We start from the raw sequence: 26,497 nt of genomic DNA on the forward strand, positions 1-26,497 counted from the left end.
CCCGCCCGCCTGCGGTCGTATCGCCTTTGCACCCGCATCATTCCGCCGCGATGGCCGGGAAGGCGATCGGGCCTTCCACCTGCAGCTGGGCCACTTCGCCCGCGCTCAGCGAACGATCGTACCAGGCGACCTCGTCGATGGCGCCGTCGAAGTGATCCGACACCCGCGCCTTGCCATAGCTGACGCTCAGCGCAGCACCGATGGCCACCGGTTTCTCCGCGCCCAGACCGCCGGCATAGGCCGAGCTGTCCACCGCGACCCCGCCGACGTAGAGCGTCAGGCCGCCCTCGCCCCAGGTCACCGCGACATGCTCCCAGGCATTGGCCTGCACCGTACCACCGTCAAGGCGGTAGCGCTGGCCGTCGATGGTCAGCTCGACCGCGATCCGGCCATGTTCGACACGGATTTCGAAGCTTTCGCCGCAATCGCCGGCCATCGACAGCAGGGTGCCGTTTTCGCAGGCGCTGTCGGGCTGCATCCACAGCTGGATCGTGCCCGAAGCCGTCGCCAGCTCCGGATCGGCCGCAAGGATCGCCACGGTATCGTCGCGCCCGTCGAATTCGACCGAACCGCCCTCCGACACCGGCGCGCCCTCGGCACTGGCCGCATCGTCCAGGCCGTGCTCGCTGTAGAAGACCGCATCCTGCGGGCGACCCGAAAGATCGTGCAGCACGCTGCCATCGCTTTCGTCCATGCTCAGATGCAGCACCGGCTGGCTCACCTCCTGCTCAAGCGTGACCGACAGGGTGTCGGCAACCCGCAGAAGCTGGCTGCCCTGGGCGAAGACCCTGAACCCACCTTCGGGCAACAGCTCGTCCCAGGCGCCCAGCAGGGTCAGCTCCGTGCCCGGCGCGCCCAGCAGGACAACCTCGTCGCTGCCCGCCAGCGCCTCCGCCTCACCCGCGGCCAGGGCCGCCGGCAGGGCCGAGCCGGAACCGATCACCAGACCGGTCGTGCCATCCTCGAAGGCAATCGCCTCGATCCCCGCGACGGTGACCGATGCGCCGCTGTCGAGGCTGGTCAGCACCAGCCCCTCCGCATCGCCGCCCAGCGCGTAATCGGCGGCCGATCCGGCCAGACCCTCGGTCGTCCAGACATGGCCCGCGGCTTCGAACAGGCTCAGCCCGCTGCCATCGGCCATGAAACGGGCAATGGTGGCCGCGCCATACTGGCTGTCATGGATCGCGAAACCGTCCAGGCTGCCGCGGAACCCGTCCTCGACCCGCACCGAACCGTGCTTCTCGCTGCCGTAGACCGCGCCGATCCACAGATCGCCGGTATTGTCCTGCAGCCCCCCGGTAAAGGCATCCACACCCACCAGAACCCCGTCGAGCCAGAGCATCAGCCCCTCCTCGCCCCAGGTCACGGCAACATGGCTCCAGTCGCCGCGCTGCAGGCTTTCGGTCCCACGCAGATCGACGATCACCTGGCCCGTACCCACGGCTGTCTCCAGGGTCAGCACCAGCTGGCCGTCTTCCAGCACAAGCTCGAACAGGTCCTGGCCATCCACCATCGAGAACAGCACCTGCCGGTCATTGCCGTTGCTCGACCGCTCGGCCCAGAACTGCAGCGTCCCCGAGGCAAGCTGCAGCGTTTCGCTGGCCGAGACCAGGATGCCCGCATTGCCGTCAAGCTCGATCCCGGTGCCGGAAACCGCGATGTCGTCCAGGTCGGTACGACCCTTGCCCACGATCTCGCCCTCCAGCCCCGACGCACTGTCGGCAACCGTGTCGCCGCTGTCCTCATCCAGATCGAACTGGACCAGCGCAGAACTGCCCGGCAGACCAAGGTGGTCGGTGCCCGCGCCGCCGAAGATCACGTCATCGGCGCCGACACCAGCGATCCAGTCGTCACCGTCACCGGCGTGGATCACATCGGTCCCGGCCCCCGCGATGATCGTGTCGTCGCCGGTTTGCAGCCCGTCGGGGTCATCGCCCCAGATCACCGTATCGCCAGCCCCGGCAATGATCAGGTCATTGCCCGCCCCACCGATGATCTCCACCGGCAGCCCGACCGAGGACCCGACCTCGATCACGTCGTCGCCGCCCACGCCCATCAGCACGAGCCCGGTCAGGTCGCTGGCCAGCACATAGATCGCCCCATCGGCGTCCATGCCAAGCGCCACGTCGGAAATGCTGTCCGAAACCGGAATGCCATCCGGGTTGGAGATCTTCAGCACCGTCTCGGGGGCCCGGCCGGTCACCTCGACAGTGTCGAAGCTGACGGTTTCCCCGCGGCCGGAAAGATCGGTTGTGATGCGGATGCGCAGGCTTTCGCTGCCTTCCTCTCCCAGATCCCAGGACAGGGTCGCACCCGTGGCGTCAAAGCTCTGGCCCGTGGTCTGGCCGACAAAGCTCTGGCTGGCCTCGTCCACCGTAAAGACCTCCAGCACTTCCCAGCCGTCGCCGGTGTCGATCTCGATCGTCACCGTATCGCCATCACCATTCCAGTCGGGCCCTTCGAACCCGTCGCGGCTGTCGCTTGCATCGGCGCTCATCACCAGGCTCAGCACCGTCTCGGACAGGGTCGACACATCAAGCCAGTCGCTGGTGAAGACATCTTCGGTGGACTGCCCGAAGCCGCGGCCATTGCCATTTCCGCCGGTCCCGGTGCCCGCGAAGGCACTGCCGTCCGTGGCCGTGATCGCATGGCTTTCCGCAGCGCCCAGCGGGATCTCGAACAGCGGCGCCTCTGTAGCAGTGACCAGCAGGTTGTCGATCTCGATCCCGTCGCGGCGGTCGTCGAAGGAACTGCTGATCTGCAGCGTGAAACTACCGCTCAGCCCCAGGTCGCTCAAATCGTAGCTGAGCGTCCCGGCATCCCAGCCGATCACCTGGCCGGAGCTGCCCACCAGCGTCGCGAAACCGGTCCCGTCGCGGGTGAAGCTGTCCAGGGTGATCACGCTGCCGTCTTCCAGCACCAGCTCGACCGTCACGGTATCGTCGGAACTGCGCGTCTTGCCCGCCGCGGCCAGAAGCTCGGCACTGAAGCTCAGCGTCAGATCGTCCAGCCCGGAAGGATCGCCGATTTCGAAGCTCAGGGAAGAGCTGCCGCTGCCGGTCAGCTGCCCCGCGCTTTCGGTCGCCTCCAGGAAGCTCCACTCGCCGTCCATGGACGTGCTTCCGCCGAAGGTCTGTTCGAACAGCACGACCTGCTGCGGCGTGAACAGCGCGGGGTCGATGGTCTCGATCCGGATGCTTTCATCCGCATTGGTGCCCACGACGCCCAGGCGCCCGTCTTCATAGACGAAGATCCCCGACAGGAAGACCGCCGTCTCGCCGCCATCGCCGGCCCCGTCGTCGTCGGACAGGCTGACGGTGATGTCGTAAAGATTGGGCGAGGCATAGTCGTGATCAATCGAGAAGCTGCGCGCCCCGACCTCAAGCACCACTGTCTCGATGGTGCCATCGCCCCAGTCGATGACCAGCGTATGCTGGTCGGCACTGCCGCTGTCGGTGAAGCTGCCGGTCAGGGTCACCGGCTCACCGGGCATGACGACACCGGGCACAGAGGCAGAATTGTCCAGCGCGGTCAGAACCGGCGCGGCATTGGTCACCGTGACGGTACGGCTGCCGGTGGCGCTGGCGCCATCATCGTCGCTCAGCGTCAGGGCAATGGTGAAGCTGCCGCTTGCCTCGCTGTCCTCTTCGGTGGCGACATCCAACGCATCCTCATCCGCATAGGTATGGGAGATCGAGAAGCTGCGCGCCGCGCCAGCGGCAAAGCTCAGCACCTCGGGCGCCGAACCATCGCCCCAGTCGATCAGCAGCTCATGGCTATCGCCCAGGCTGGCATCGGTGAAGCTGCCGGTCAGGGTGACGGTGTCCCCCTCGGTCAGGGTGGTGACGTCCAGCCCGGCGGGATAGGTCGCGCCATCCTCGCTGACCAGGGTGAAGGCGGGGGCGACATTGGTCACCTCGACTTCGGCCGTGACCGCAGCGCTGGTGGCGCCCTCGTCATCCGTTGCGGTGGCGGTGACCGTGTAGCGGCCCGTACCCTCGGCCAGGGCGGTGGCACCGGTGCCGTCGTCATCGTCGAAGACGTGGCTGGCGCTGAAGCTGCCCGTGGCCGGATCCACCGCGACGACGGTCGCCTCGGATCCGTCGCCCCAGTCGATGCTGACGGTCTGGGTATCCAATGTGCCCGCATCGCTGACCACACCGGTGAAGGTCACCTGGCTGCCCTCGGCGACGGTCTCGACCACCGGGGCAAACAGGGTGACCTCGGGCGCCACATTGGCGATCTCGGTGCTCAGCGGCACGGCATCGCCCTGGGCCCCGGCATCGTCGACGGGGGTCAGGGTAACCGCGTAGGTGCCATCCTCGGCATAGGTATGGCCGGCGCTGAAATCGCCCGCGGCATCGGCATCGACCAGCTGTGTCACGCCATCGCCCCAGTCGACGATCACCTGCAGCACATCGCCCACACCGGCGTCGCTGACGTTGCCGCTCAGGGTCACGGCACTGCCTTCGTCGCCATCCTCGATCGTGGCGGCGTTGATCACCGGCGGGACATTGCGCACCGTGATCCCGACCGGCGCGGCGGCATAGCTGCCGTCTTCGTCGATTGCCGTCACCTGCACGGCGTAGCTGCCATCGGCGGCATAGACATGGGCCGGGCTGGCGCTGGCGCCGGTGACCGTCTCACTCTGGCCATCGCCCCAGTCGACCACCCAGCCGGAGACCGTATCCGTCCCCAGGTCGAGCGCGGACAGGTCGAGCGTCACCGTCCCGCCTTCGTCGATCTCGGTCGCGGAAGGGGTCACGGTCAGCTCGGGCGCCACATTGACCACCGTGACCTCGCGGGTGGCGGCGATTTCGCCCCCGTCCTCGTCGCTGGCGGTGACAGTCAGGGTGAACACCCCGCTCTGCCCGGCCTGATCGGCCGTCTCGGCACCGATCGCATCGTCGTCGGCATAGGTGTGGCTGGCGCTGAACGCCCCGGTTTCGGGATCGACGGCCACGGCCTCGGCCGGGCTGCCATCGCCCCAGTCGATCATCAGGGTCAGGCTGTCGCCGCTGCCCGGATCGGTGACCCGGCCGCTGACGGTCAGGCTGCCCGCCTCGTCGACCTCGGTCAGGCTCAGGGCAAAGGGCTGCACCGTGCCCTCCGTGTCGGGGTCTTCTCCGGCAAAGACCGGCGCCGCATTGACGACCGAAACCGTGGCCGAGGCAGCAGCGCTTTCCTCGCCCGCATCGTCGCCCGCCACGGCAGTGACGGTGTAGTCGCCCTCATCGGCATAGGCGTGGCTGGCGCTGAAGATGCCGCTGGCCGCGGTGACCTCGATCACCTCGGGCGCAGACCCGTCGCCCCAGTCGATCGTCACGCTCAGCACATCCGCGGCACCGGCATCGGCAATCAGCCCGGTGAAGGTGGTTTCCTCGCCCTCCACGGCCTCGGTCTGCCCGGTCGAGAAGGCCAGCACCCCGGGCGCCAGGTTCGACACATCAGCAGTGACGGTCGCCGCGCTCCCGGACAGGCCGTCGTCATCGACGGGCGTCACGCTGATCACGTAGCTGCCGTCCTGGGCATAGGCATGGGACAGCTCGAACCCGCTGTCGCCCAGCGCGATCTGCTCGACGGCCGAACCGTCGCCCCAGTCCACCAGCACCGTCAGCCCATCCGCGGCACCGGCATCGCTGGCCGTTCCGCTCAACACTGCGGCGCCGCCCTCGACCGACGCGGTGACGGCCAGGGTGTCGACCTCGGGCGCGGCATTGGCCACGCTGACCTGCAGCGGGCTCGCCGCCCAGGCGCCATCCTCGTCCACCGCCGTCACCTGCACGGCAAAGCTGCCGTCGTCGATGAAGGCATGGCTCAGGCTGGTCGTGTCACCGCTCACCGTTTCCACGGCGGATCCATCACCCCAGTCGATGCGCCACTGGCTGACCGTATCGGCCCCCGCATCGCTGGCGGCCAGGGTGATCTCGTAGGTCTCGCCCTCGGCCACCTCCTGGGTGACGGCACTGACCACCAGTTCGGGCGCGGTATTGGCGACGCTGTAGCTCACCTGCAGCCGCGTGACGTCTTCCCCGTCAGAGATATAGACGGCCAGGGTCCTGACCCCGTCGTCGTCCTGATAGGCGGCGGGGATCTCGATCTCGGTCACGCTGACCCCCGAAAGTTCGCCCTCGTCGTCGAAATCACCATCGTTGTTGAGGTCGTAGGAATAGGTCAGACCCGCATCCAGATCGCCCTGGGCCACATCGGTCACATCGCTCAGGCTCAGGGTGGCGGTCTCGCCCTCCTCGATCGTGTCGCCGCTGGCAGCGGTCACGGTGGCACTGCCCGTCGGGGCGACATTGGCCACGACCAGCAGGCCCTCGGCGGAAACCTCGGTGCCGTTCTCGTAGCTGCCGGTCAGGCGCAGGCCGTAGCTGCCGTCATCCGTCAGCCCCATCGCCTGCAGCGCGGCCCAGTCGAGCACCAGGCTGCCGCTCGCCGGGATCGCAATCGGGGCCTCGTCATACTGGCCGTTGCCATCGACATCGATCACCAGCGACAGGCTGGCGGGATCTATGGCCCCCAGGGTCGCAACCCCGATCTCGACCTGGCCGCCCTCGTCCATCGTCAGGCTGGTGACAGCGCCGCTGCCCGACGCCGTACCGCCCGAGGCATCGGTCAGGGCAACCGCATCCGCGGGCACCTCGACCAGAACCTCGACCGTGGTCGAGGCGCTCACGCCTTCCTCGTCGGTGGCGGTGATCGTCACCGTGTAGGTCTGCGGCTGGTCATAGGCATGATCCGCGCCCGTGGTACCCGCACCGAAGCTTTCCGGCGTGCTGCCGTCGCCCCAGTCGACGACCCATTCGACCACGCTGTCATCGCCCGGATCGCTGGCCGCAAAGGCCAGTTCAAGCGCGCTGCCCACCGACAGCGTGCTGGTGGCAGCGCTGCCCGAAACCACCGGCGCCGTATCCGTCACCGTCAGCTCGGCCGTGCCGTAGCTGGTGCCGTAGTCGTTCGTCAGGCGGATGCCGATCGTGTAGCTGCCATCGTCGACAATGCCCTGATCCTTCAGCGCCTGCCAGTCTTCCAGCCGGATCTGGTACTGATCGTAATAGACGGTGGCCCCGTCTTCCTCGACCGCGACCTGGCCGACATAGACCGCCGTCAGATCGTCATAAAGCCCGTCCAGGCCCATCTCGATCTCGGGGGCGGTGGTCAGGCCGCTGCCATTGGGCTGCACGAGGAAGCTGATCACCGCGCCCTCGCCCTCTGCGATGACGGTGACGCCCGCGCCGCCGAATTCCGGCGCCGCGACCTGCACCACCTCCTCGAAGCCGGTCAGGGCCACCACGCCCGACCCCTCGGTCGTCAGCGTGCCCGAGGCCGGGGTGCCGGTATCCTCGATCAGCGCATCGCCGGGATCGTATTTCAGCACGTCCCCGGGTGCCTCGGTCGGGGTTCCGCCCTGCAGATCCACAAGGGCGACATCCTCGGGCACCGCCGCGGCAGAGATCTCGACCACATCGGCACCTTCGCCGCTGTCGGCCTCGATCACCTGGCCCGCGCCAAGTGCGGCGAAACGGATCGTGTCGGTGCCTTCACCGGTCGTCAGATCCAGCGCACCGCCCTCTCGGGTGCTTTGAACCAGAACGCTGTCGTCGCCTTCGCCGGTGGCCACGGTGGTCGTGCCCGCGGCCCCATCGACCATGTCGAAGACCGAAACCGTGTCATTGCCCGCGCCGCTGTCGATGGAGACATCGCTCACACCGCTGCCGGGGCGTTCGGTCAGGGTGACGGCATCATCGCCCGCACCGGTGCTCACCCCCAGCGCCGCCATATTCGCAAAGCTCACGCTCGCCCTGACCGCGGTCACGGTGGTTTCGTCCAGGGTGAAGGTCGCGATACCGCCCTCGGCAGTCACGCCGCTGCCCGCACTGGCCACCCAGAGGGTCGCCGTGCCATCGGTGCTGCGCCCGGTCTGCAGCATCACCGGCGTGTCGAGCCCCTCGGTCCCGCCGGTCGCATCGCGCAGGACCTGCACGAAGACCATGCCCCCGGTCACCTCGCCCGCCGAATCCAGCCGGCGCTGGAACACCGCAATCGCATCGCTGTCGCTGCCCGCGACGATGACATAGCTGCCATCCGGGCTCAGCGCGATGTCGCTGGGCGTGTTCAGACCGCGCACGCCGTCGGTGCCGTTGCTGGCCTCTTCGATCAGCACCAGGCCGTCGCCGCTGATCTCGTAACTGCTGAGGGAATCGCGGCTGGCCGAAGCGACATAGACATAGCCGTCGCGGTCCATGGCGACGGCCACGGCGCCGGAAAGCTCGGCAATATCGGCCACTGCGGCAGAGGCGATGCCCGTCAGGCTGGTCGCATCCAGAACCACCAGGCCAGCGGCCCCGGTGACCGCGATGCGGCTGCCGTCCTGAGAAAGGGCCATATCGGTGATCCCGCCCGCCAGCACTGCCTGCTGCGCGGTGTCGAGCGTGGCGCCCGTCAGGCTCGCCGCGCTGCCGTCGGTTGCATAATCGGCGGCAAAGCCGACCGCCAGAACGCCATCCGCCCCGGCCAGGTACAGCGTCTGACCGTCTTCGGACACCGCCAGCCCGTCAGCGAACACCCCGCCCAGATCGGCCGCGCTCAGGTCCAGATCGCTGCGCGCCGTCAGCTCGCCCGTGGCGCCGACCTCGTAGACCTCAAGACCGCTCTCGCCCAGGGCGACGACAACGCCGTTGTCACCGACACCCGACAGGTAGGCGATCTGCGTCGCGTCGCTCAGCCCGTCGGTATCGAAGCCCGAGCGCAGCAGCTGGCGCTGGCTGCCGTCCTCGTTGACCACGACGATCGCGCCGGTCGTGGTATCAAGCCCGTAGGTGATCCCGCTGTCGGGATTGACGGTGATCGCATCGACCCCGGCCAGGGTGCTGCTGGCCACCTCGCGTTCGGGCAACTGCACGTTGAGGGTGATCTTGTCCCCGGCCACCGCCAGGGTGCCCGCCTTGTCGCCGGCGCTGCCGGTATAGATGACCTCGCCGGTGCGCGATCCGCTATCGCTGTCGCTGTCGCCAAAGAAGGACACCGCGACTTCCAGCGCGCTGTAGCTGTCGGGAACCAGCGTGACCCAGATCTGCCCGGCGCCCAGTTGCTCCATGTCGCTGTCGCCCGCTGTCATCGCCAGCAGATCGTCGAGCGAGACGGAGCCGTCGGCCAGGGCGATCTCGGGATTGGAAAGCGCCACGTTCGAGACGTTGATCACCAGAACCGCGTCATAGCCCTCGTAATCATCCGTCGACAGGGTGCCGTCGATCAGCTCGACCGGGACCTCGTCCATGCGGATGACGACCGCCAGGGTGGTGTAGTCGATCTCGATGTCATAGGCCTCGACCAGTTCGGCATAGGTCAGATCGGCCAGGATCCCGGCCACATCCGCGCCGCCGTCCAGCCCCGCGATCAGCGGCGTGCTTTCGGCGCCCGCCTCGCCCTGGACGAAGTCGTTGACGTTCTCTTCGCCGTCCAGCTGGGCATCATAGACCTCGGTCGTGCCATCGACCCCCGCCAGGCTGCTGGTCGAGGTATCGACCGTGGCCCCGTTGAAGGAGATGTCGCTGCCCACCAGGACAAGCCGGCCATCGGCGCCATCGGCACCGTCATCGGCCGTCGCGTTCTGGTTGCCGCCATCAGCGCCTTCGCCGCCCGAAGCGTCGACCTCGGTGCCCGAGTAGCTTTCGATGACCGAGCCGCTCAGGATCACGGTGCCCCCGGCCCCGCCGCCGCCGCCGCCACCGTCGCCGCCATCGCCACCGGCACCTCTGGCGCCGCCATCACCGCCGTCGCCGCCATTGCCGCCCGCGCCGGAATGCAGGATGCCCTGGGTGCCGCGACCGCCGCCAAAGGCGCCATCGTCGCCGTCTTCGCCGCCGGCGGTGGAATCGCCATCCGCGCCCGCCTGGGCGCCGTTCTCGGTGCCCGCCGCGTCGGCATCGCCGCCGCTGACGTCGAAATCCGTGCCGTAAAGGGTCAGGCGCCCCTGGGCCACGATGGCAAAGGCACCGCCGCCATCGCCGCCGTCGCCACCATCGCCGCCGTCACCGCCGTTGCCTCCCTGGGCGCCGTCGCCGCCATCGCCGCCTTCACCGCCGGTCCCGCCTTCGTCGCCGACACGGCCACCGCCGCCGCCACCGGCACCGCCGCCGCCGCCACCGGCACCGCCGCCACCACCGCCGCCCTGTCCCCCGGCGGAACCGCCTGCACCGCCGCCACCGGCGACCAGCTCGATCCCGCTGCCGTCATTGCTGCCACCCGCGCCGCCGGTGCCGTCTTCACCATCGCCACCGGGCTTGCCTTCCTCACCGGGATCCGCATCCGACGCGCTTTCGCCGGAATGACCGCCCTCGCTGCCGCCCGAGCCGCCTTCCGAACCGGCCCCGCCAGTGACGCCGCCGTCGCCACCGTCGCCGCCATCGCCGCCCGCAACGGCCACGCCGCCCGTACCGCCCGCGCCGATGCCGTCCGTGCCAGCCGTCCCGGCACCGCCCGCAGATCCGGCAAGGCCGTCGCTGCCCGCACCGCCGGTTTTGCCATCGTCGCCCCGGTCCCCGGACGAGGGATTGAAGCCCTTCTCGCCCGGCTCGCCCCGGTTGCCGCCGGTGCCGCCTTCGCCGAAGGCACCGCCAGAACCGGTGACAATTTCCTCGTCGGTTTCAGGATCGGTGCTGATGAGGACGTCAGTGCCCCCGACGCCCCCGGTGCCGCCTTCGCCCGCCCCGCCATAGACCGCATCCGCGTCCGCATCCTCGGTGTTCGGCGTCGCCTCGAACGAAACATTGGCGCCAAGGGTGATGTCGTTGGTGACGTTGAGCGTGGCGCCATTGCTGCCCTCGAAGACAACCGTGATGTCGTCGCTCTCCAGGGTGCCCAGCACCAGGTCACCGTCATAGGTCCAGGTGGAGACCCCATCGACCTGCGTCGCAGTGCCGAAGCTGGTCAGCACCGCGCTGTCCTCGATCCCGTCGCGCAGCCCGGTCAGGGTGAAGGCGCTGCCGTCATCGGCGTCGAAGGTCACCTCTCCGGTGTCGGTGTCGAAGGTGATCGTGCCCTGGCCGTGAATCTCGAGCGTATCGACATAGCCGCCATCGGCCTCGCCGCTGCCCGTCAGCCCCTCGATCGCCTCGACCTCGATATTGTCGATGCTGCCGCCCTTGGCGTCGACGATCAGCGCCGTCAGCCCGGTAAAGCTCGCGTCGATCGCATCGAGAGAGGTGAAGGTCTGCGACTGGCCGTTGACCCAGACCGCCGTGATCTCGACCCCGTCGCCGCCGGTGATATCCAGGCCGTAAAGCGCAAAGGCATCGCCGCTGGACGAGGTGATGACCGCCTTCTGATCGCTGGCCAGTGCCAGCGAGAGGCTGGGGTCGCTCGCCACCGACATCGCCTGCGCCCCGGCATCGACGATGGTCGCGTCGTTCCCGGCCGAGGCATCGGTCACGAAAACGTCGAACCCTTCCTCGCTGTAAAGCGTGCTGCCCTCGACCAGGCCGGAGAAATCAATCGCCGTGCCGTAATTGGTATAGGTCTGGTCATCCTCGTAGCTGGCGACCTCGATCCCGGATGCCAGGGTGACATTGTTGCCGGTGATATTGGCCGTGACATCCGCCGTGGTGGTGGTGACCACATCCAGCGTATCGCTGCCCGCGGCCGACCCCGTAAGGGAGATCTCTCCGGCACCGTCGGTCTGCAGGATCTGATGCGCCTCCGCCTCGTTCTCGCGCCGGGCGGTCAGCAGGACACCGTCGGTCAGCACCCAGTTGATCGGCTGGCCGGTCCCGCCCGAGGCATCGATGCTCAGCAGTTCGGTGGTCAGCGACAGCAGGGTGTAATCCTGCTCCGCCAGATCGCCGGTCACCGGCACGACGACCTCATCCTCGCCGGTGCCGCCGCGGATCGCGGTGGCGGCGTTGGTGCTGACACTGTCCACGGTGACCAGGTCATTGCCCGCGCCGGTGTCGATGCTCAGCGCCATGGCGGCAAAGCTGTCCAGGCCCGTGGCCTGGGCATTCAGCGCCAGGGTATCGTTATGGCTGCCCAGCAACAGCTCGAACCCGGCCAGGTCGCTGAAGCTGACCGTGCCGAAGCTGATGAAATCCGTTTGAGCAATCGTGACGCTGCCACTGGCCTCGCCGGTGCCGGTGACCTCGGCCGCCATCTGGGCGCTTTCCTCCGACAGGTCGATGCGCAGCAGATCGGCCCCGCCGCCGGTACCGTCACCACTGACGATGACACCCGCCGTCTGGCCGGTGATCACCGCCGTGTCGTTGCCCGCGCCAAGATCGAGGTCGATCAGCGCATCGCCGCCCTCGATCGTCACCGTGTCGTCGCCACCGTTCAGATCGATGTCCAGCGCCGTCGGGGTGCCCCGCACCACGAGCGTATCCGCCGCATCCGACAGCGACAGGGCCACCGACTCGACCCCGTCGAAGACAGCCCGCGCCGGATCGCCGCTCAGCACGCCGGTCTCACCCTCGGCATCAATCACCAGGTTCGCCGCCACGGTGGGCGCCGCCTCCAGCCGGTCCTGGCCGGTACCGCCCATGATCGTCAGCGCGCCCTCGATCTGCGACAGATCCGGGCCCAGGCTGACCGTGTCGTCGCCCGCCCCCAGGTCAATCACCGTCTCCGCATCGGTCGCCCCGACGCGGAAGTCGTCATCGCCTGCGCCCAGCAAGATCGTCAGGTCCTCGATCCCGGTCATCCGCAGCCCGGCAGCGGCACTGGTGCCGCCCGCGCCGTCGTCACCCATGCCAAGGCCGCTCAGCCCGATGACACCGGCAAACGACTCCATCGCGCCGCTGCTGCCGATATCGGCACTGTCGTCGACCAGCACCGTATCCGTCCCGGCATCGCCGTCCAGCGTCACCCGGCCTGCCAGCGCGGCAAGCGTGCCCGTGTCGCCCAGGGTCACGGTATTCTCGCCCCCGCCCAGCACGATGCCGGTCAGCGTATCTGCGGCGCTGCCGGTGACGGCGACGGTGTCGTCGCCATCGCCCAGCACCAGCGTCACGGCCTGAAGGCCGCTGTAGGTGACCTGGCCGGGCAGCAGGCTGCCGGTCAGCTGGCCCGCGGCAAGGCTCACCCCGGCGTCCTGGCCAAGCCCGGAGCTATCAAGCAGCAGCTGATCGTCGCCGCCCGCGCCGGTCACCTGCAGGCTGCCGGTCACGTCCATCAGCGTGCCGCCCGTGGCGCCCGCCGCCGTGGCGGTCGAACCGATCAGGACCTGATCCTCGCCGCCTTCGCCCAGGTCGATGACCGTGGCATCGGTGACCTCGCGCAGGGCAACGATATCGGCCCCCGCCCCACCGCTGATCGTGATGGTGCTGCCACGCAGGCTGCCCAGCAGCTCGATCGTCGAAGTGCCCGCGCCGTCGTCCTCGGTCCGCCCCGCGCTCAGCGTCACGCCCGCCGCACCCTGGATCAGCGATCCGGCCTCGGCCAGCAGATCATCAAAGGCGATCAGCGTGACCTGCCCCTGAACCGCGCGCACCAGGCTGTCCGCGCCCAGCGCAAGATCGTCGTCGAATTCGCCGCTGGTCTCGCTCGCGGCGGTGATCAGGATGTCGCCGGTATCGGATTGCACCGTGCCCAGGCCAAGCCCGCCACCCAGATCCGTCACCGCGATGTCGCCATGGGCCTGCACGTCCAGCGTGCCGGTCCCGGTCTGGATCTCCAGCGCATCCGCCGCCGTGCCGACAGACCCGCCCGCCGCGCTCAGCGTCACATGGGCCGCCGCAATATCGAGCGTGGTTGCCCCCTCGTCCTGCAGCGCATCGCCGTCGCCGATCGCGCCCCAGGCGGCAATCGCCACCGTGGCATCGCTGCCCGCGGCCTCGATCAGGCCAAGCGCGACATCGTCGGCCTCCGCAATGCGGATGTCGCCGCTCTCGGCGCTGGCCGAAAGCAGGCCGGTGCTGACCTGCAGCGCATTGCCCGCCTCGCCGATCGCGCCCCCGGCGTTCAGCACCAGGGTCGGAACGTCGAGCAGACCACCGGATTTCTGCCGGATCGAACCTTCGCTGGCCAGCGTTGCGGTGCCCAGCTTGGCATGCACCTGGCCCGCGATCACAATATCCCCGACCGAGGTGACGCTCAGCGTGGTCTCGTTGTCCTCGGTGCCGGGCTCGGCATGCCAGCCGCTGGTGTCGCCCGCGGTCGTGCGGACATTGGCGGTAAGCGCGGTCGCGTCATTGACGGCCTCGATCACGCTCAGCTGCACGGCCTCGGCGCGTTCGTTGACGATGGTCACCTTGTCGAAGGCCGTCGCGAAGGTGATCGTCGCATCGCCCTTCAGCACCGCATTCGACCCGGTCTCGTCCAACAGGCTGGCGGCAACGATGAAATCGACCGACCCCGCCTTGCTGGTGTCGTTGACGATGTCGCTGATCACCCAGACTCCATCCTGCAGCGTGGCGCTCAGCCCGCCCGTCGCCTCGACATCGCCGTTCTCCCGGATGGTGACAACCGGGCTTTCCGGCCCCAGCAGCAGCACCGAACCATCGAACGAGATCGTCCGCACGTAGCTGAAGTCCTTGTCTTTGTTGAAGTCCTCACGGTCGGTAAACACCACGTTGCCGCTGGTCTTGGACTGCGAAATCATCCTCGGATCGCTCGGCGCATAGGCCTCGACGTCAAGGTCGCGGGTCTTGATCAGAACCGCCGATCCGGCCACCACATCGACCGTCATCACCAGATCGTAATCGCTCGAAACGCTCGAGACGACGTCGACCAGCTGGTGACGTTCGATCTCGGCCCGGGCGCGGGTGTCGACCTCCTCCGAACGGGCCGACAGGACCACGGCGGTCTCCCCCTGGATGAGGACCTCACCGGACAGGGTCAGCGCAACGGCATTGGTGATGTCCGTCGTCGCATCGGCGCTGGAGCCCGCAAGGACGCCGCCGATCGTCGCGGAAGCCCGCGAATCCGCGGCCAGCTTCGCCTGCAGCGCCTGCAGGGTGACGCTGTCGCCCGCGGTGATCACGCTGCCGTCCAGCACCTCGACCTCGGTGGTCTGGTCCAGGTCGGTGGTGGCAAAGAGATTGGCCCCGGCCCCGAAGGCCCCGCCCTTGCTATGCGCGAAGGTTTCGACTTCGACATCGGATTTCGCCCGCACCACGACGCTGCCCGCGGCGCTGATCTGCGTGCCGCGGCCCAGCAGCACCTTCACCACGTCGGTCACATCCGCATCGGCGTTGGCGCGCAGATATTGCACCACGGCGGAATAGCCCTGCCCCTCGGCCTCGACATCGGCGGTGGTCTTGCCATTGGCCAGGACCGAGACCGAGCCGCGCTCTGCCAGCAGGCTGACCCCGGTGCTGTCGTCATCCTCGCTGCCGATGGTGACCAGGGTGTTGTTCGTCAGGTCGATCCGCGCGATGTGAATGCCGAAATCGGCCACCAGGCCGAATTCGCCGGTGCTGGTGGCGGGCACGCCCTCGACCGTCAGGTCGATGTCGCTGTCGGCCAGCAGGCGCAGCGCCGCTTCGGCCCCGTCGTCGCCCGTGGCCTTCAGGATCGCGCCGTCGCCGATGGTGACATGGGCGCCGCTCTCGACCGTGCCTTCGACCGAAACGCCGGTGCCGTTCAGCACCCCGTAAGAGGCCGGGTAGGCCGCGATATGGGCGGTGATGTCGTTTTCGGCCAGCAGCGCGACACTGGCGCCGGTCAGCCGGGTGTTGCGCCCGCTGCGCACACCCGCCTGGCCGGAAATATCCAGCGATCCGGTGACCATGCCGATGGCGACCACCGCCAGGGAGGCATTGGCGATGCGCACGGTCACATCGGTTTCGCTATGGGCCCGGGCCAGGATCGCCCCGCCCGCCTCGACAACCGCCTCATCGCCGAACAGCACGGTGGTATCGCCACCGACCGTCACCTTCCCCAACCCGGCCGAACCGCCGCCCAGGCCGACAGCCAGGGCAAAGGTCATCGGCTGGGTCCCGCCAGAGGGGGAATCCACCGTCAGATCGCGTTCGGCCAGGACGGTCACGTCGCCTTGGGCAAAGACGCTGGACCCGGCGGCAATGGCCGCCAGGGTGGTCACATCCAGATCAGCCTTGACCACGGCCGCGCCGACCGCAACGCTGCCGCCCGCGCCTGTGCCGACCCGCAGACCGTAATCCAGCGTGCTGTCCGCCTCGACCGTGACATCGACATAGCCGGTGACCGAGGTCTCCCGACCGGCAGCGGGATCGCCGCCTTCGGTGTCGGGCGTGCCGCCCAGAATGGCCTCGACCTGGGTGGTGTCGTTCACCAGCGTTGCGACCTGGGCCAGGGTGGTGGCACCGACGGAGCCGGCAATCGCGGTGCTGGTATAGCTGGCGTCGTAAACGGCCCGGATGGCCAGATCGCCGGTGCCGTCGCCGATCAGCGTGACGCCGGTCTCGACATAGGCGGCCACGTCCACATCGACGTTCAGGATCCCGATGCCGATCCCCGCCGAAACGGCAGCGCCCGAAAAGGCGCCGGTGGCGTTGTAATGGGTGACCTGCTGCCCGGCCAGAACGCTCAGGTTGGGCGAAGTGACGGTGGCGCCCTCGCCGATCAGCGCATGGGTGCCCGATTGCGTCCCGGTGGTCGCGTTCAGCCGCCCGGTCAGCTCGTTCTCCGAAGTGCTGGCGGCCATGACGGCCTGGGCGCTGGCGACGTAATCGGCAGCGCTGCTCAGCAGGGCGTGACTGCTGCCGGTGGCCCCGCTCGTGTCGATGTCGATGCCCTGCCCCGCCAGGGCCTCCTCATGGCTTTCGGCCAGCCGGATCACACCGTTGTCGGCATCCTCGACGATGACGTAATAGGTCGCCCCGTCCACCAGCCCGCCGATGGCGCTGCCATCCCCCGCGCTGTAGGTGACGGTATCGCCGGTCAGCAGCGTGCTGTCGCCGCCCAGGGTGAAGGTATCGGCGGCGCCGTCCACCACGGCGCTGTCCTGCGCGTCGAAGGTGGCAAGGGACTCGGTGCTCGTGGCCTCGCCCATCATCCCGGCCAGCTGGCTGTCCACCAGATCCTCGACGCTCTTGCCGTCAAGCTCGGTCGCGTTATCGCTGCCGCCATCGGTCGTGTAGAGCGCGGAATAGTCATCGCCCAGCGAATAGACCATGATCGCGCCGGAAATGGCGCCGACGCCCCCCGAAAGGCCCAGGGTATTGCTGTTGGTCTGCCAGTCGCTGCTGGCCTCGACCACGGTCTTGTCGCCCGCATCGACCTGGGTGCCGGGGCCGCCGATCAGGGCCGAGGTGTCATTGCGCACCACGCCGATGTCGACCGAAGCGCCAACCCCGACGGCCCCGCCGCCCAGCGCACCGGCATAGGAATCGATCTCGACCGTGTTGCGCGCCAGAACGGCGACATCCACGCCCGCCGCAGGGCTGCTGGCCTGGTTGACCTGGGCACCGCTGTCGATGGCCGCCCGCGTGGTGCTGTCGATCACCGCCGCGTTGACCGACCCGGCGATCCCGGCCCAGTACCCGCCCGCCGCCGAAGCGCTGATCGAGGTCAGTTCCTCGCTGCTGGTGGCGCGCACGACCACGCCGTCATAGCTGTCGGCGGTGCTGGCCTCCTCGCCCACGGCAATGCTGCCGCTGCCACCGTTCAGCGCATCGACGCTGGCGCCGTTGTCGATCCGGGCATCGGTCTCCTTGGTGAGATAGATCAGCGACAGGGCGCCCGCCCCGGCGCCTTCGCCAAGGCCAAGCGCACCACCGCCCGAAACCGCCCAGATCCGGGTGCTGTCCTCGGCATCGACCAGCACGTCATCGCCCGCGGTCACTTCGACATTGCCGGTGATCAGGGCGCTGGTCGTGGTGTCCATCACCAGGGCCGCAGCCGATCCGACAAAGGCAAAGGCATCCGCCCCGGCAAGCCCGATCGAAACGGCCGTCATGCTGGCCTCGGCATCGGCGCTGACGCGCACGTCGCCCGCCGCCTCAACCACGGTCTGCTCCGCGCTGCTGCTGCCCTCGATCGTGGCCAGGGTTTCGCCGTTCAGCACCGGCACGGCCACCGAAGGCGTGCCCGCCGTGGTGCCACTGATCGCCGCACCGACCGAAACCGCGACCACGCGGTAATCGCGCAGCGCCGCAATGGTCACATCCTGCGCCGCCGAAGCCCCGAGCGTATTGCCCAGGCTGTCTTCGCCGGTCAGCGTGTTGATCCTTGCCCCGGCGCCGATGGTGGCGCTTGTGTTGATCTCATGCACCGCGATCGAGCCCGAGACCGCGATGCCCGTGGTCATCCCGCCGGTGCCCTGCACGCCGATCACCGCCAGGTCCGAATCCGCGACCGCGGTGACGATCACGCCGCTCTGCCCCGCGCGCTCGGCCGACTTGGCCGTATCGGCCAGCATCGCATCCGAATCCACGTAGTCGCTGCCCAGGTCGACCGAGCCAGAGGTATCCATCGCCTCGAAGACATGGAACTGCGCCGCATCAGCCGCGCCTTCGCTCAGGTCGATCAGGTTGGTGCCCGCCTGGGCATCCTCCGCGGTCTCGGCCAGCATGAAGCTGTTTTCGCCGGTGACGACCACGTAATAGCTCTTGCCGCTCTGCAGCCCGCCAAGCGCAACACCCTGGGCGAGGTAGATCACCTCCTGCCCGGTGACAAAGCCATGCGCCGCATCGGAGGTCAGCACATCGCTGTCGTAGTCGACATCGCTGCCCAGCAGCTCGGCTGTGCTGCCTTCGGTGGCAACCTCGACCTGGCGCAGCACGCCCGCGGCGCTTTCCGGGCTCAGCACGGTGCCGGTCGCGGCATCCAGCAGGCGGATATGATCGGCGTCGATGCGCTGCACGATATAGACGGTGCCGTCGTTCAGCCCGCCTGCGGTGGTGGCGTCGAAGACCACCTGGTCACCGCTGACCAGCCCGTGCCCGGCGATCTCGATGCTGCTGCCGCCGTCGGTGGCGGCGTCAAAGCTCAGCCCGTCAGAGGCGACCACCGCACCGGTATAGGCGAAAGTCTCGTCGCCCAGCGCCAGGGCGGTGACCTCGGCGCCCCCGGCAATGGTGGAATGGGTGTCCTGGCTCAGCGTGCCCACGGCCATGCTGATCCCGAACCCGACCGAGCCATCGGCCCAGGTGAAGCTGCCCGCGCCCAGCCCGGCATCCAGCACGTCATGGGCCGAAACCAGCACATTGTTCCAGGCCAGCACCCGGGCGCCCGAGTCGATGGTGGCCGATGTATCCAGGTCCAGGACCGAAACCGTTGCGCTGGCGGCGACCCCGGCACCGCCCGTTGCCGTCGCGGTGGCCGACACGCTGACCAGGTCTTCCTGGGCCTCGGCCGCGACGACGACATCGTCCTGTGCCACGATATCGGTGCCCGCCCCGAGCGAGGCGCGGCTGCGCCGGTTGACCACGCTGGTGTCCGAGCCCAGGCCGAACCCGCTCTGGCTACTGCCGGTCAGGTTGCCCGCGACCCCCGTCAGCAGCAGCATCGAACTGACCAGAACCACCACATCGCCCAGGCTCTCGATCTCTCCGCCGTCGCCGGCGGTGGCGCCGTCTTCCAGCGCCTCGACATAGGCGCGGGTGTCATCGGTGATCACGTTGATCGTCAGCGACCCCGACAGCGCATTGGCATTGTTGGAGACCGCGCCGCCGATGGCGACATTGATCAGCGACAGGTCCGAAACCGCCTCGATCACCACGCCCTCGTAATCCGTGCCCTGCGCATCCGTGTAGCCAGAACCGTCCAGCCCGCCGCTGCGCGCGCTCAGGCTGGCGGCGGCATCCACATAGGCGCGGGTGTCGTTGTTGACCGTCAGCAGGCTGATCGAGGCGCCAACGGTGGTCTTGTTGCCCCAGGCAACCTCGCCCGCGATGCTCAGCACGCCCTGTTCGTTGCGCGCCAGGACAAGGATGTCGCCGGTGGCATCCACATCGGCATCGCCGTCGATCCGCGCCACGACGTCATTGTCGATCACCGTCACCACGACCGACCCCGCCCCGGCAAAGGTGGTGCGGGCATTGCTCACGATGCCGACGCCCAGGGTCAGCGCATAGACCTCTCCGGTCTCGACGGCCCGCACCAGCACATCCTGCGCCGCCTGCCCGCTGTCCCCCGCGCTCACGCTGGCATCGACGATGCTCGCGTCCAGCTCATTGGCGATGTAGTTGGCGGCGATGGCCGCCCCCAGGGCGCTCGACCCATAGGCCGCCCCGGCGGTCAGGGCGGCGATGGTCGTGTCGTCCAGCGCCTCGACGCTGACCGCACCATCGGCGATCGCCTCGGTATCCGCGCCGCGGATCGTCGCACGGACCTCCTGCTTGACGCCGTTGATCTGCACCGCCGCCGCGATGGCGGCCTTGTCCTGCCCCGAGAAGCTGACCGCGCCGCTCACCGCCGCCGCGGTGATCTTGCTGTCGAGCACATCGTTGCCCGCCGTGGAATTCGCCCGCACCGCGATGCTGCCCGCGGCCCGGACCTGGGCGTTCTCGATCACCGCCTCGACCACGTTGCTGACCTGGTTCCAGGCCAGCCCGGCCCCGAAAGCACTGACATTCCCGGAAACCGAGACCGCGCCCGCCACCGCCAGGATCGCGGATTCATCCTGGGCCAGGACCGACACGTCGCCCCCCGCCGTCACGGCACTGCCGCTGATCTCGGCCCGCACCGCCTGATCCGCGCCGTCGCGCCCGTCGATGAAATAGCTCGGGTCGACCGAGATCATGTTCACCGCCACCGTCAGCGCCCCGGCCGAGCCGAAATCGGCAAGCGACCCGGTCCCCCGCGTCGGCTGCAGCGCCGCCGAGACCGAGATCGCCGTCAAATGGGTGTCGTTCAGCGCCTCGACAGCGACATCGCCGCTTTCCAGCACCACCACGCTGTCCAGGATGCCCGCATGGACCTGGCTGACCACCTGGTTGAAGGTCAGCGAGGCGCCATAGGCGGCGCTGCCGCCGCTGACGATGGCATCGGTGGTGGCGATCAGCTCGGCCCGGTTGCTGGCCAGGACCGAAAGATCGCCCTCCCCGGTCAGGGTCACGCCACTCAGAAGTGCCGTCACCTCGTCATCAATGCGGTTGATCGCGATCGAACCGCCATACCCCTTGCCGTTGTTGGCGCTGTCATAGGCCAGGGCGGCGGCCACGGCGATCACCTGCCCGGTACGCTTGGCCTCGATCAGGTAATCCACCCCCTCGGCATCCGCTGCCGTCCCGGTGATCGTCGCACCACTGACAGAGGCCACCGTGTCATGGCTGACATTGTTGACAGCAAAGGCCACCCCCGTCGCGCGCGAACGCTGGGTGTCGGCCTTGTTGCTGCGCACCGAGATCACGGCGCCGCCGGTGACCGCCAGCAGATCCGTCGCCGTCGTGGCCGTCACGCTCAGCTCGCCCAGGTCAAACTCGCCCTCGTCGGCGATATAGGCCAGGGTATTGCCCGTCTCGATGTTGAGCGAGATGGAGCCCGCCACGCCATAGGTGCCGCCGACATCGCCCGCCAGGTCCTGAACGGCGCCGAAATCAAGGCCATCGGCCAGTTCTGCGGGCGCGCTCATCGCCGAGCTGCCGGTCTTCTGGCCGGTCCCGGCCACGGTGACCGAATAGGTGTTCCCCCGCGTCTCGGCATTGACGCTCAGCCCGGCGACATCGAAATCGCTGCTGCCAGAGGCATCGGGCAGGTTCCCCGACCCGTCGTCATAGGGGGTGCCCACATAGGCCACCACGTCACGGTCAAGCTGCACATAGGCCATCGAGCCATTGGCGCCGTTGTTGGCGGTTCCGAAGGAGAGGGTCCCGGCGATCAGGATGTTGATGACATCGCTCACCGCCTCGACCTCGACCGTGCCGCCGCTGATCGTGCTGCCCGCATCGATACCGGCGATCGCGTCACTCAGGTGGACATAGGTCAGCACCGACCCGTTCAGGCTGGTGCCAACACCGCTTGTCGACGCGACCGAGGTATCCTTGCTGGCCGATTCCGCGAAGGCGAAGTTCAGGACGTCTTCCTCAGCGTTGACCCGCAACGACCCGGAAGAGCCCAGCGCGACCGCAGCGCCGCTTTCCAGCACGGCAACGGTGGAATTCTTGATCACCTCGGCCAGGGCCGCAAAGCCCAGGGAATCGGAATCCGATGTGCCATAGGGCAGGATGGACGAGCCCGTTAGAATCCCGGAAATAAGCTTGCCCTTGAAGTTGACATCGGCCAGCCGCCCCTCGTGCAGACTGAAAAAGCCGGTGCCGGACAGCGACAGCAGCGTCATGTCGGTCTCGGCGCTCAGCAGAACCGAGGATCCCGCGTCGGGCGCCCGGTTCTGGTTGATCCGCGCACCCGAGGCGATCGTCGCCTTGGTGGTATTGTCGTAATAGGAAATCAGCACATTGACCGCGGTCGTGTCGCCCGAGGATTGCGAGGCCGAGGCCTGGGTCTGCACCCAGTTGTTGAACATGCTCGCACTGATGCCGAAGGTACCGTCCAGCATGAAGCGCAGGGCGGTGACCCCGTCGCTGGCCAGTCGGTCGGGGAAGCCGGTGATCAGGTCGTAGAGGGTCATCAGCAGCGGGTATTCGGTCAGCGCGGTGACCTTGACCGTTCCGGCGGCGTCGATATCGGCATTGCCCGCGATGGTGGCCCGCGTGTCGTTGTATATCAGCGCCATCGAAAGCGACCCGGCGGTGGCCGAAGCAGAGCCCCCCGTATCCGCCTGGGCGCCATAGCTCATGATGTAGTTGATCTGGCTCTCGCTCTGCGTGGCCGAAACGACGACATCGTCATCGCTGGTGATGCTGGCGCGGTCGGTCAGGCTGGCATCGGCGCCGACGCTGGCCGTGACGGTATGGTCGGCATAGTTGACCCCGACCCCCCCGGCGTAGGAATCCGATTGCTTGAATTCCTCGGCGACCGGGGTCAGCGAGGTGACTCCGGCGAGAATCCCGTAGACCCCGGCGGCGGTCACGTCGGAATAGGCAAAGATATCCTTCACCCGCGAGATGTCGAAGCTGCTGCCGACCTCGGGCAGCGCCACGACAGAGTTGGAGGAGCTCAGGTTGGCGGTGATCCCGACACCGTTGACCAGCACGGTCGGCACGAACAGATGCACCTCGGTTTCGGTGCCCTCGGTCTCGGGGGCCTCGATATCGACGGGGGTGGAAAGGGCGATGGCCTCTTCATAGGTCTCGACCAGGCGGATGGTGTAGTCATCCACCACCACCACGTAATAGGCACCGGTGTCTTCCAGCCCGTCGATGGGCTTGTCTTTCTTCTCGACCTCCTTGGTGCCGAGTTCTTTGCCAACGATGGTGAGAACCGGCGCAGTGACCGTCACCTCGGGATCGACCGCGTAGATCACCACATCGCCGGTGCTCAGCCCGTGAGCGCTGTCGAAGGTCAGGCTGCGGGTGGCGGAATCGACGGCGCCGCCCTCCTCGACCGCATTGGGGCTGAACGAGATCACGAAATCCTCGAACAGCCAGCCATGGGTATTGGCGCCATCGGCGGCGGAAATGTCGATGATGTCGCCGACGCTCTGGTTGCCCTCGTCATCGGTGATCAGTTCGCGCAGGCGGAAACTGTCCTCGTCGATCAGCTCGACCACGTAAGAGGTCGAGCGGCTCAGCCCGTTGATCACCAGATCGCCGTCACCGACGGTGGAATAGGTGATCACCTCGCCATCGGCAAAGCCGTGATCGGCCATGCGGATGATATTGCCGGTCTCGCCGTCTTCGGTGACGGTGGTATCGTCCAGCTCGCCCAGCACGATGACCCGCGCCACATCGTCCGACACCCGGGTGAAGGTATGGGTGCCCAGGGCGCCGTCCTGGCTGACCTCGATCAGGTTGCCATCGGCATCCTCAAGCGTGATGAACTCGTCATCCGCGCTTTGCACCCAGTAGGTCTGGCCACTGACCAGCCCGCCGATATCGCCATCACCCGAGCTTTCGTAAAGGATCTCGTCGCCCACCTCGAAGCCGGATTCCACGATCCGGATCGTGTCGGCCTCCGCGTCGATGGCATCCAGCGCCATCTCGGCCGCTTCCATGCTGGTCAGCGTCTGGGTCGAATTCTCGTAGGTCTCGCTGCCATCCAGGTCGAGCGGCGCCACGGTGCTCAGCTGGAAATGATCGTCATCCACCTTGATGACGTAATAGGTCGTGCCATCGACAAGCCCGTCCAGCACGGTGCCCTCGATCGCCTCGTCGCCTGTCTGGATCGCATAGACGATGCCGTCGCCGGTCTCGTAGCCATGATCGGGGACATAGATCGTGTCGGTGGCGAAATCGATCGCCTCGCTGTCCTCGCCATAAACTTCAAGCGCGCCGGTCTGGTCGGACAGGTGGCCATCGGCCACGATGGTGCCGTTGGCCTCGGCGGTGACCTTCGAGATATCGAAACTCAGCGCCGCAGAGATCGACACGCGCCCGTCCTTGTAGATCATCGACACGGCCTTGGAATTTGCCCCCGAACTGCCATTGGCGATCAGGTTGACGTTCCCGCCCGAGATGATCGTCGTGTCGCTGCCCAGCGAGGCCTTCACATCCAGGTCGGTATAGGCGATGGCCAGGGCATAGCTCTGGGCCGCGTCGCCATTGCCCGTCTCGGTCATCAGCGAAAAGATGTTCGAGGTCCGCGACATCGGCTTGGCCGTCGCGCTGCCCTCGGCATCCAGGGTCACGTCGCCCACCGCGTTGATCGTGCTCGTGCCGCTCAGGATCAGGGTCGTACGGGCGGCGGCGCTGGCATAGGCCCCGGCAAACATCGAGCCCGTGGCAATCTTGTCGCCCGACAGGACCGAAGACACCGCCACCGCCGTCACCTTGGCCTCGGTCGTGGCATTGCTCAGCATCTCGACATCGCCGCTGGCGGTGATCGTGCTGTCGTTCATCTCGATCGAGGCCTCGACCGAATGGATCGAGACGGAGGCGTCGAACCCCAGCAAGCTGGTCACCGAGGGGATCGCCTCCAGCAGCGCTTCCAGGTTGCCCATCACCCCGGTCGCGAAATTCTCGACCTCAATGGCGGCGTCCAGATCGTCGACCGTCGCCGTGATCGTGACATCGCCGCCCAGGATCGTCGCCCCTTCAAGCGTGACAGTCGCCTTCAGGAAGGCCAGCTCGGGGATCGGGTTCACCAGGTAGCGGGCCACGTCCAGCATGTAGTCATCGGGAGTGCCGTCGTAGCTTTCGACCGCTGCGGTGATCGTCACCGCCCCGTCGGCGAAATCCTCGGCGCCCCTTGCATCCACCACCGCGCCCAGACCAAGGCTGATGTCCTTGCCGCTCAGCTCCACCGAACCGCCGTCACCGCTCTCTGAACTGGAATCGAGCCCCGCCGTCGCGACGCTCTTCACCGCCACCGAAAGCGAAGAACCCACAGCGTCGGGATCCTCGAAGGTGACCGTGTCACCCACCGCGTAGCCGCTGCCCAGGGCGACCAGCGTCACCTCGGGCACGCCCTCGTCGGATACGGTGACCTTCACCACCATGCCGGTGCCGCTGCCGCTCGTGGCAGTCTGGCTCAGCGTGTAACTCGTGCCCGGGGTCCAGGCGACAAAACCGTCGCCGCCGGCATATTCATAGGTCTCGACCGTGGCACCGATGTCGATCGTCTCGGCAGTGATGCTGATCGCACCGCCATTGGTCACGACCGTCGTGTCGATGGTGACCGTGTCACCGGCGCTGGCATCCTCGTAGAAATAATCCGACAGCTTGTCGCTCGCCCGGGCGCTGTTGCCCTGTCCGTCGATGGTCAGATCGCCGCTGAAATCCGCATCCCAGGAGGTCACCCGCAGCTGATCGTCAGCACCCGTCAGGAGGATCGACAGGCTTTCGGTGGGTGTGTCGAAACTGATGCCGAAGGAACTGCCAGAGGCATCGGCCAGGGTGAACAGCCCCTCGGCAAAGCTCAGTTCGGCATCGGCACCGTCCTGGAGCACGCCGCCGCTCAGATCAATGTTCACCCGGTCCGCGCCCAGCACCGTCTCGGTGCCGGAAAAGCTCACGCTGATCCCGTCGCTCGCTTCGACCGAGGCCACGCTGCCGGCCCCTTCGGCAGCCGTCTTGACGCCCAGCTCGACCTCCGAAACCAGCTCCAGCGTATCGCTGCCGCCGCCGGCCAGATAGGTGATCTTGGGGGTGGTGTAGCCTTCGAAACTGTCCAGATCGAGGCTCAGCACATCATCCTCGGAGGTGCCGGTGATCTGGATTTCCGTCGCGCCGGCCTCCTCGTCGGCCAGTACCACCTCGGTGTCACCGATGATCTCGACCACCTGGATGCGCTGCTGGGATTCGGCGTTTTCCGCGGCCTCGTCCGACAGGTCGAGCATCCGCACCAGCACCTGGTGGCTCGCCCCCGAAAGGTCCATCGCCCCCAGGTCGAAGGCCAGCACATCGGCACTCAGAAGCAGGCGGGGCTCCAACGGCTCGAAATGCAATCCGGGCACACCGGCACGCCTCAGTGTATCCAACGCCATGACGCCTTCCTCCGCTCCGAACGGTTAGGCGAGCTCCGGCTAAATATGCCGGAAAATCTGCCAAAAAACCTGTATACATCTCCAATGGGG

Annotated in this window: 1 protein-coding gene; it reads right to left on the reverse strand. The window is 67.5% G+C overall.

All coding sequences use genetic code 11. The annotated features are described in order from the left end of the window. Window positions 1-37 precede the first annotated feature (37 nt). On the reverse strand, window positions 38-26,407 hold the full coding sequence (locus tag AC2IR1_RS00585; protein WP_486474344.1) for a PKD domain-containing protein: 26,370 nt from the start codon (window positions 26,405-26,407) through the stop codon (window positions 38-40). Window positions 26,408-26,497: the final 90 nt, after the last annotated feature.

It is taken from the genome of Pseudooceanicola sp. NS-SX8 (genome assembly GCF_057380755.1).

Excerpts from the sequence above, each read along its gene's own strand:
- AC2IR1_RS00585 (WP_486474344.1), bottom strand. The coding sequence starts at position 26,407 with ATGGCGTTGGATACACTGAGGCGTGCCGGTGTGCCCGGATTGCATTTC.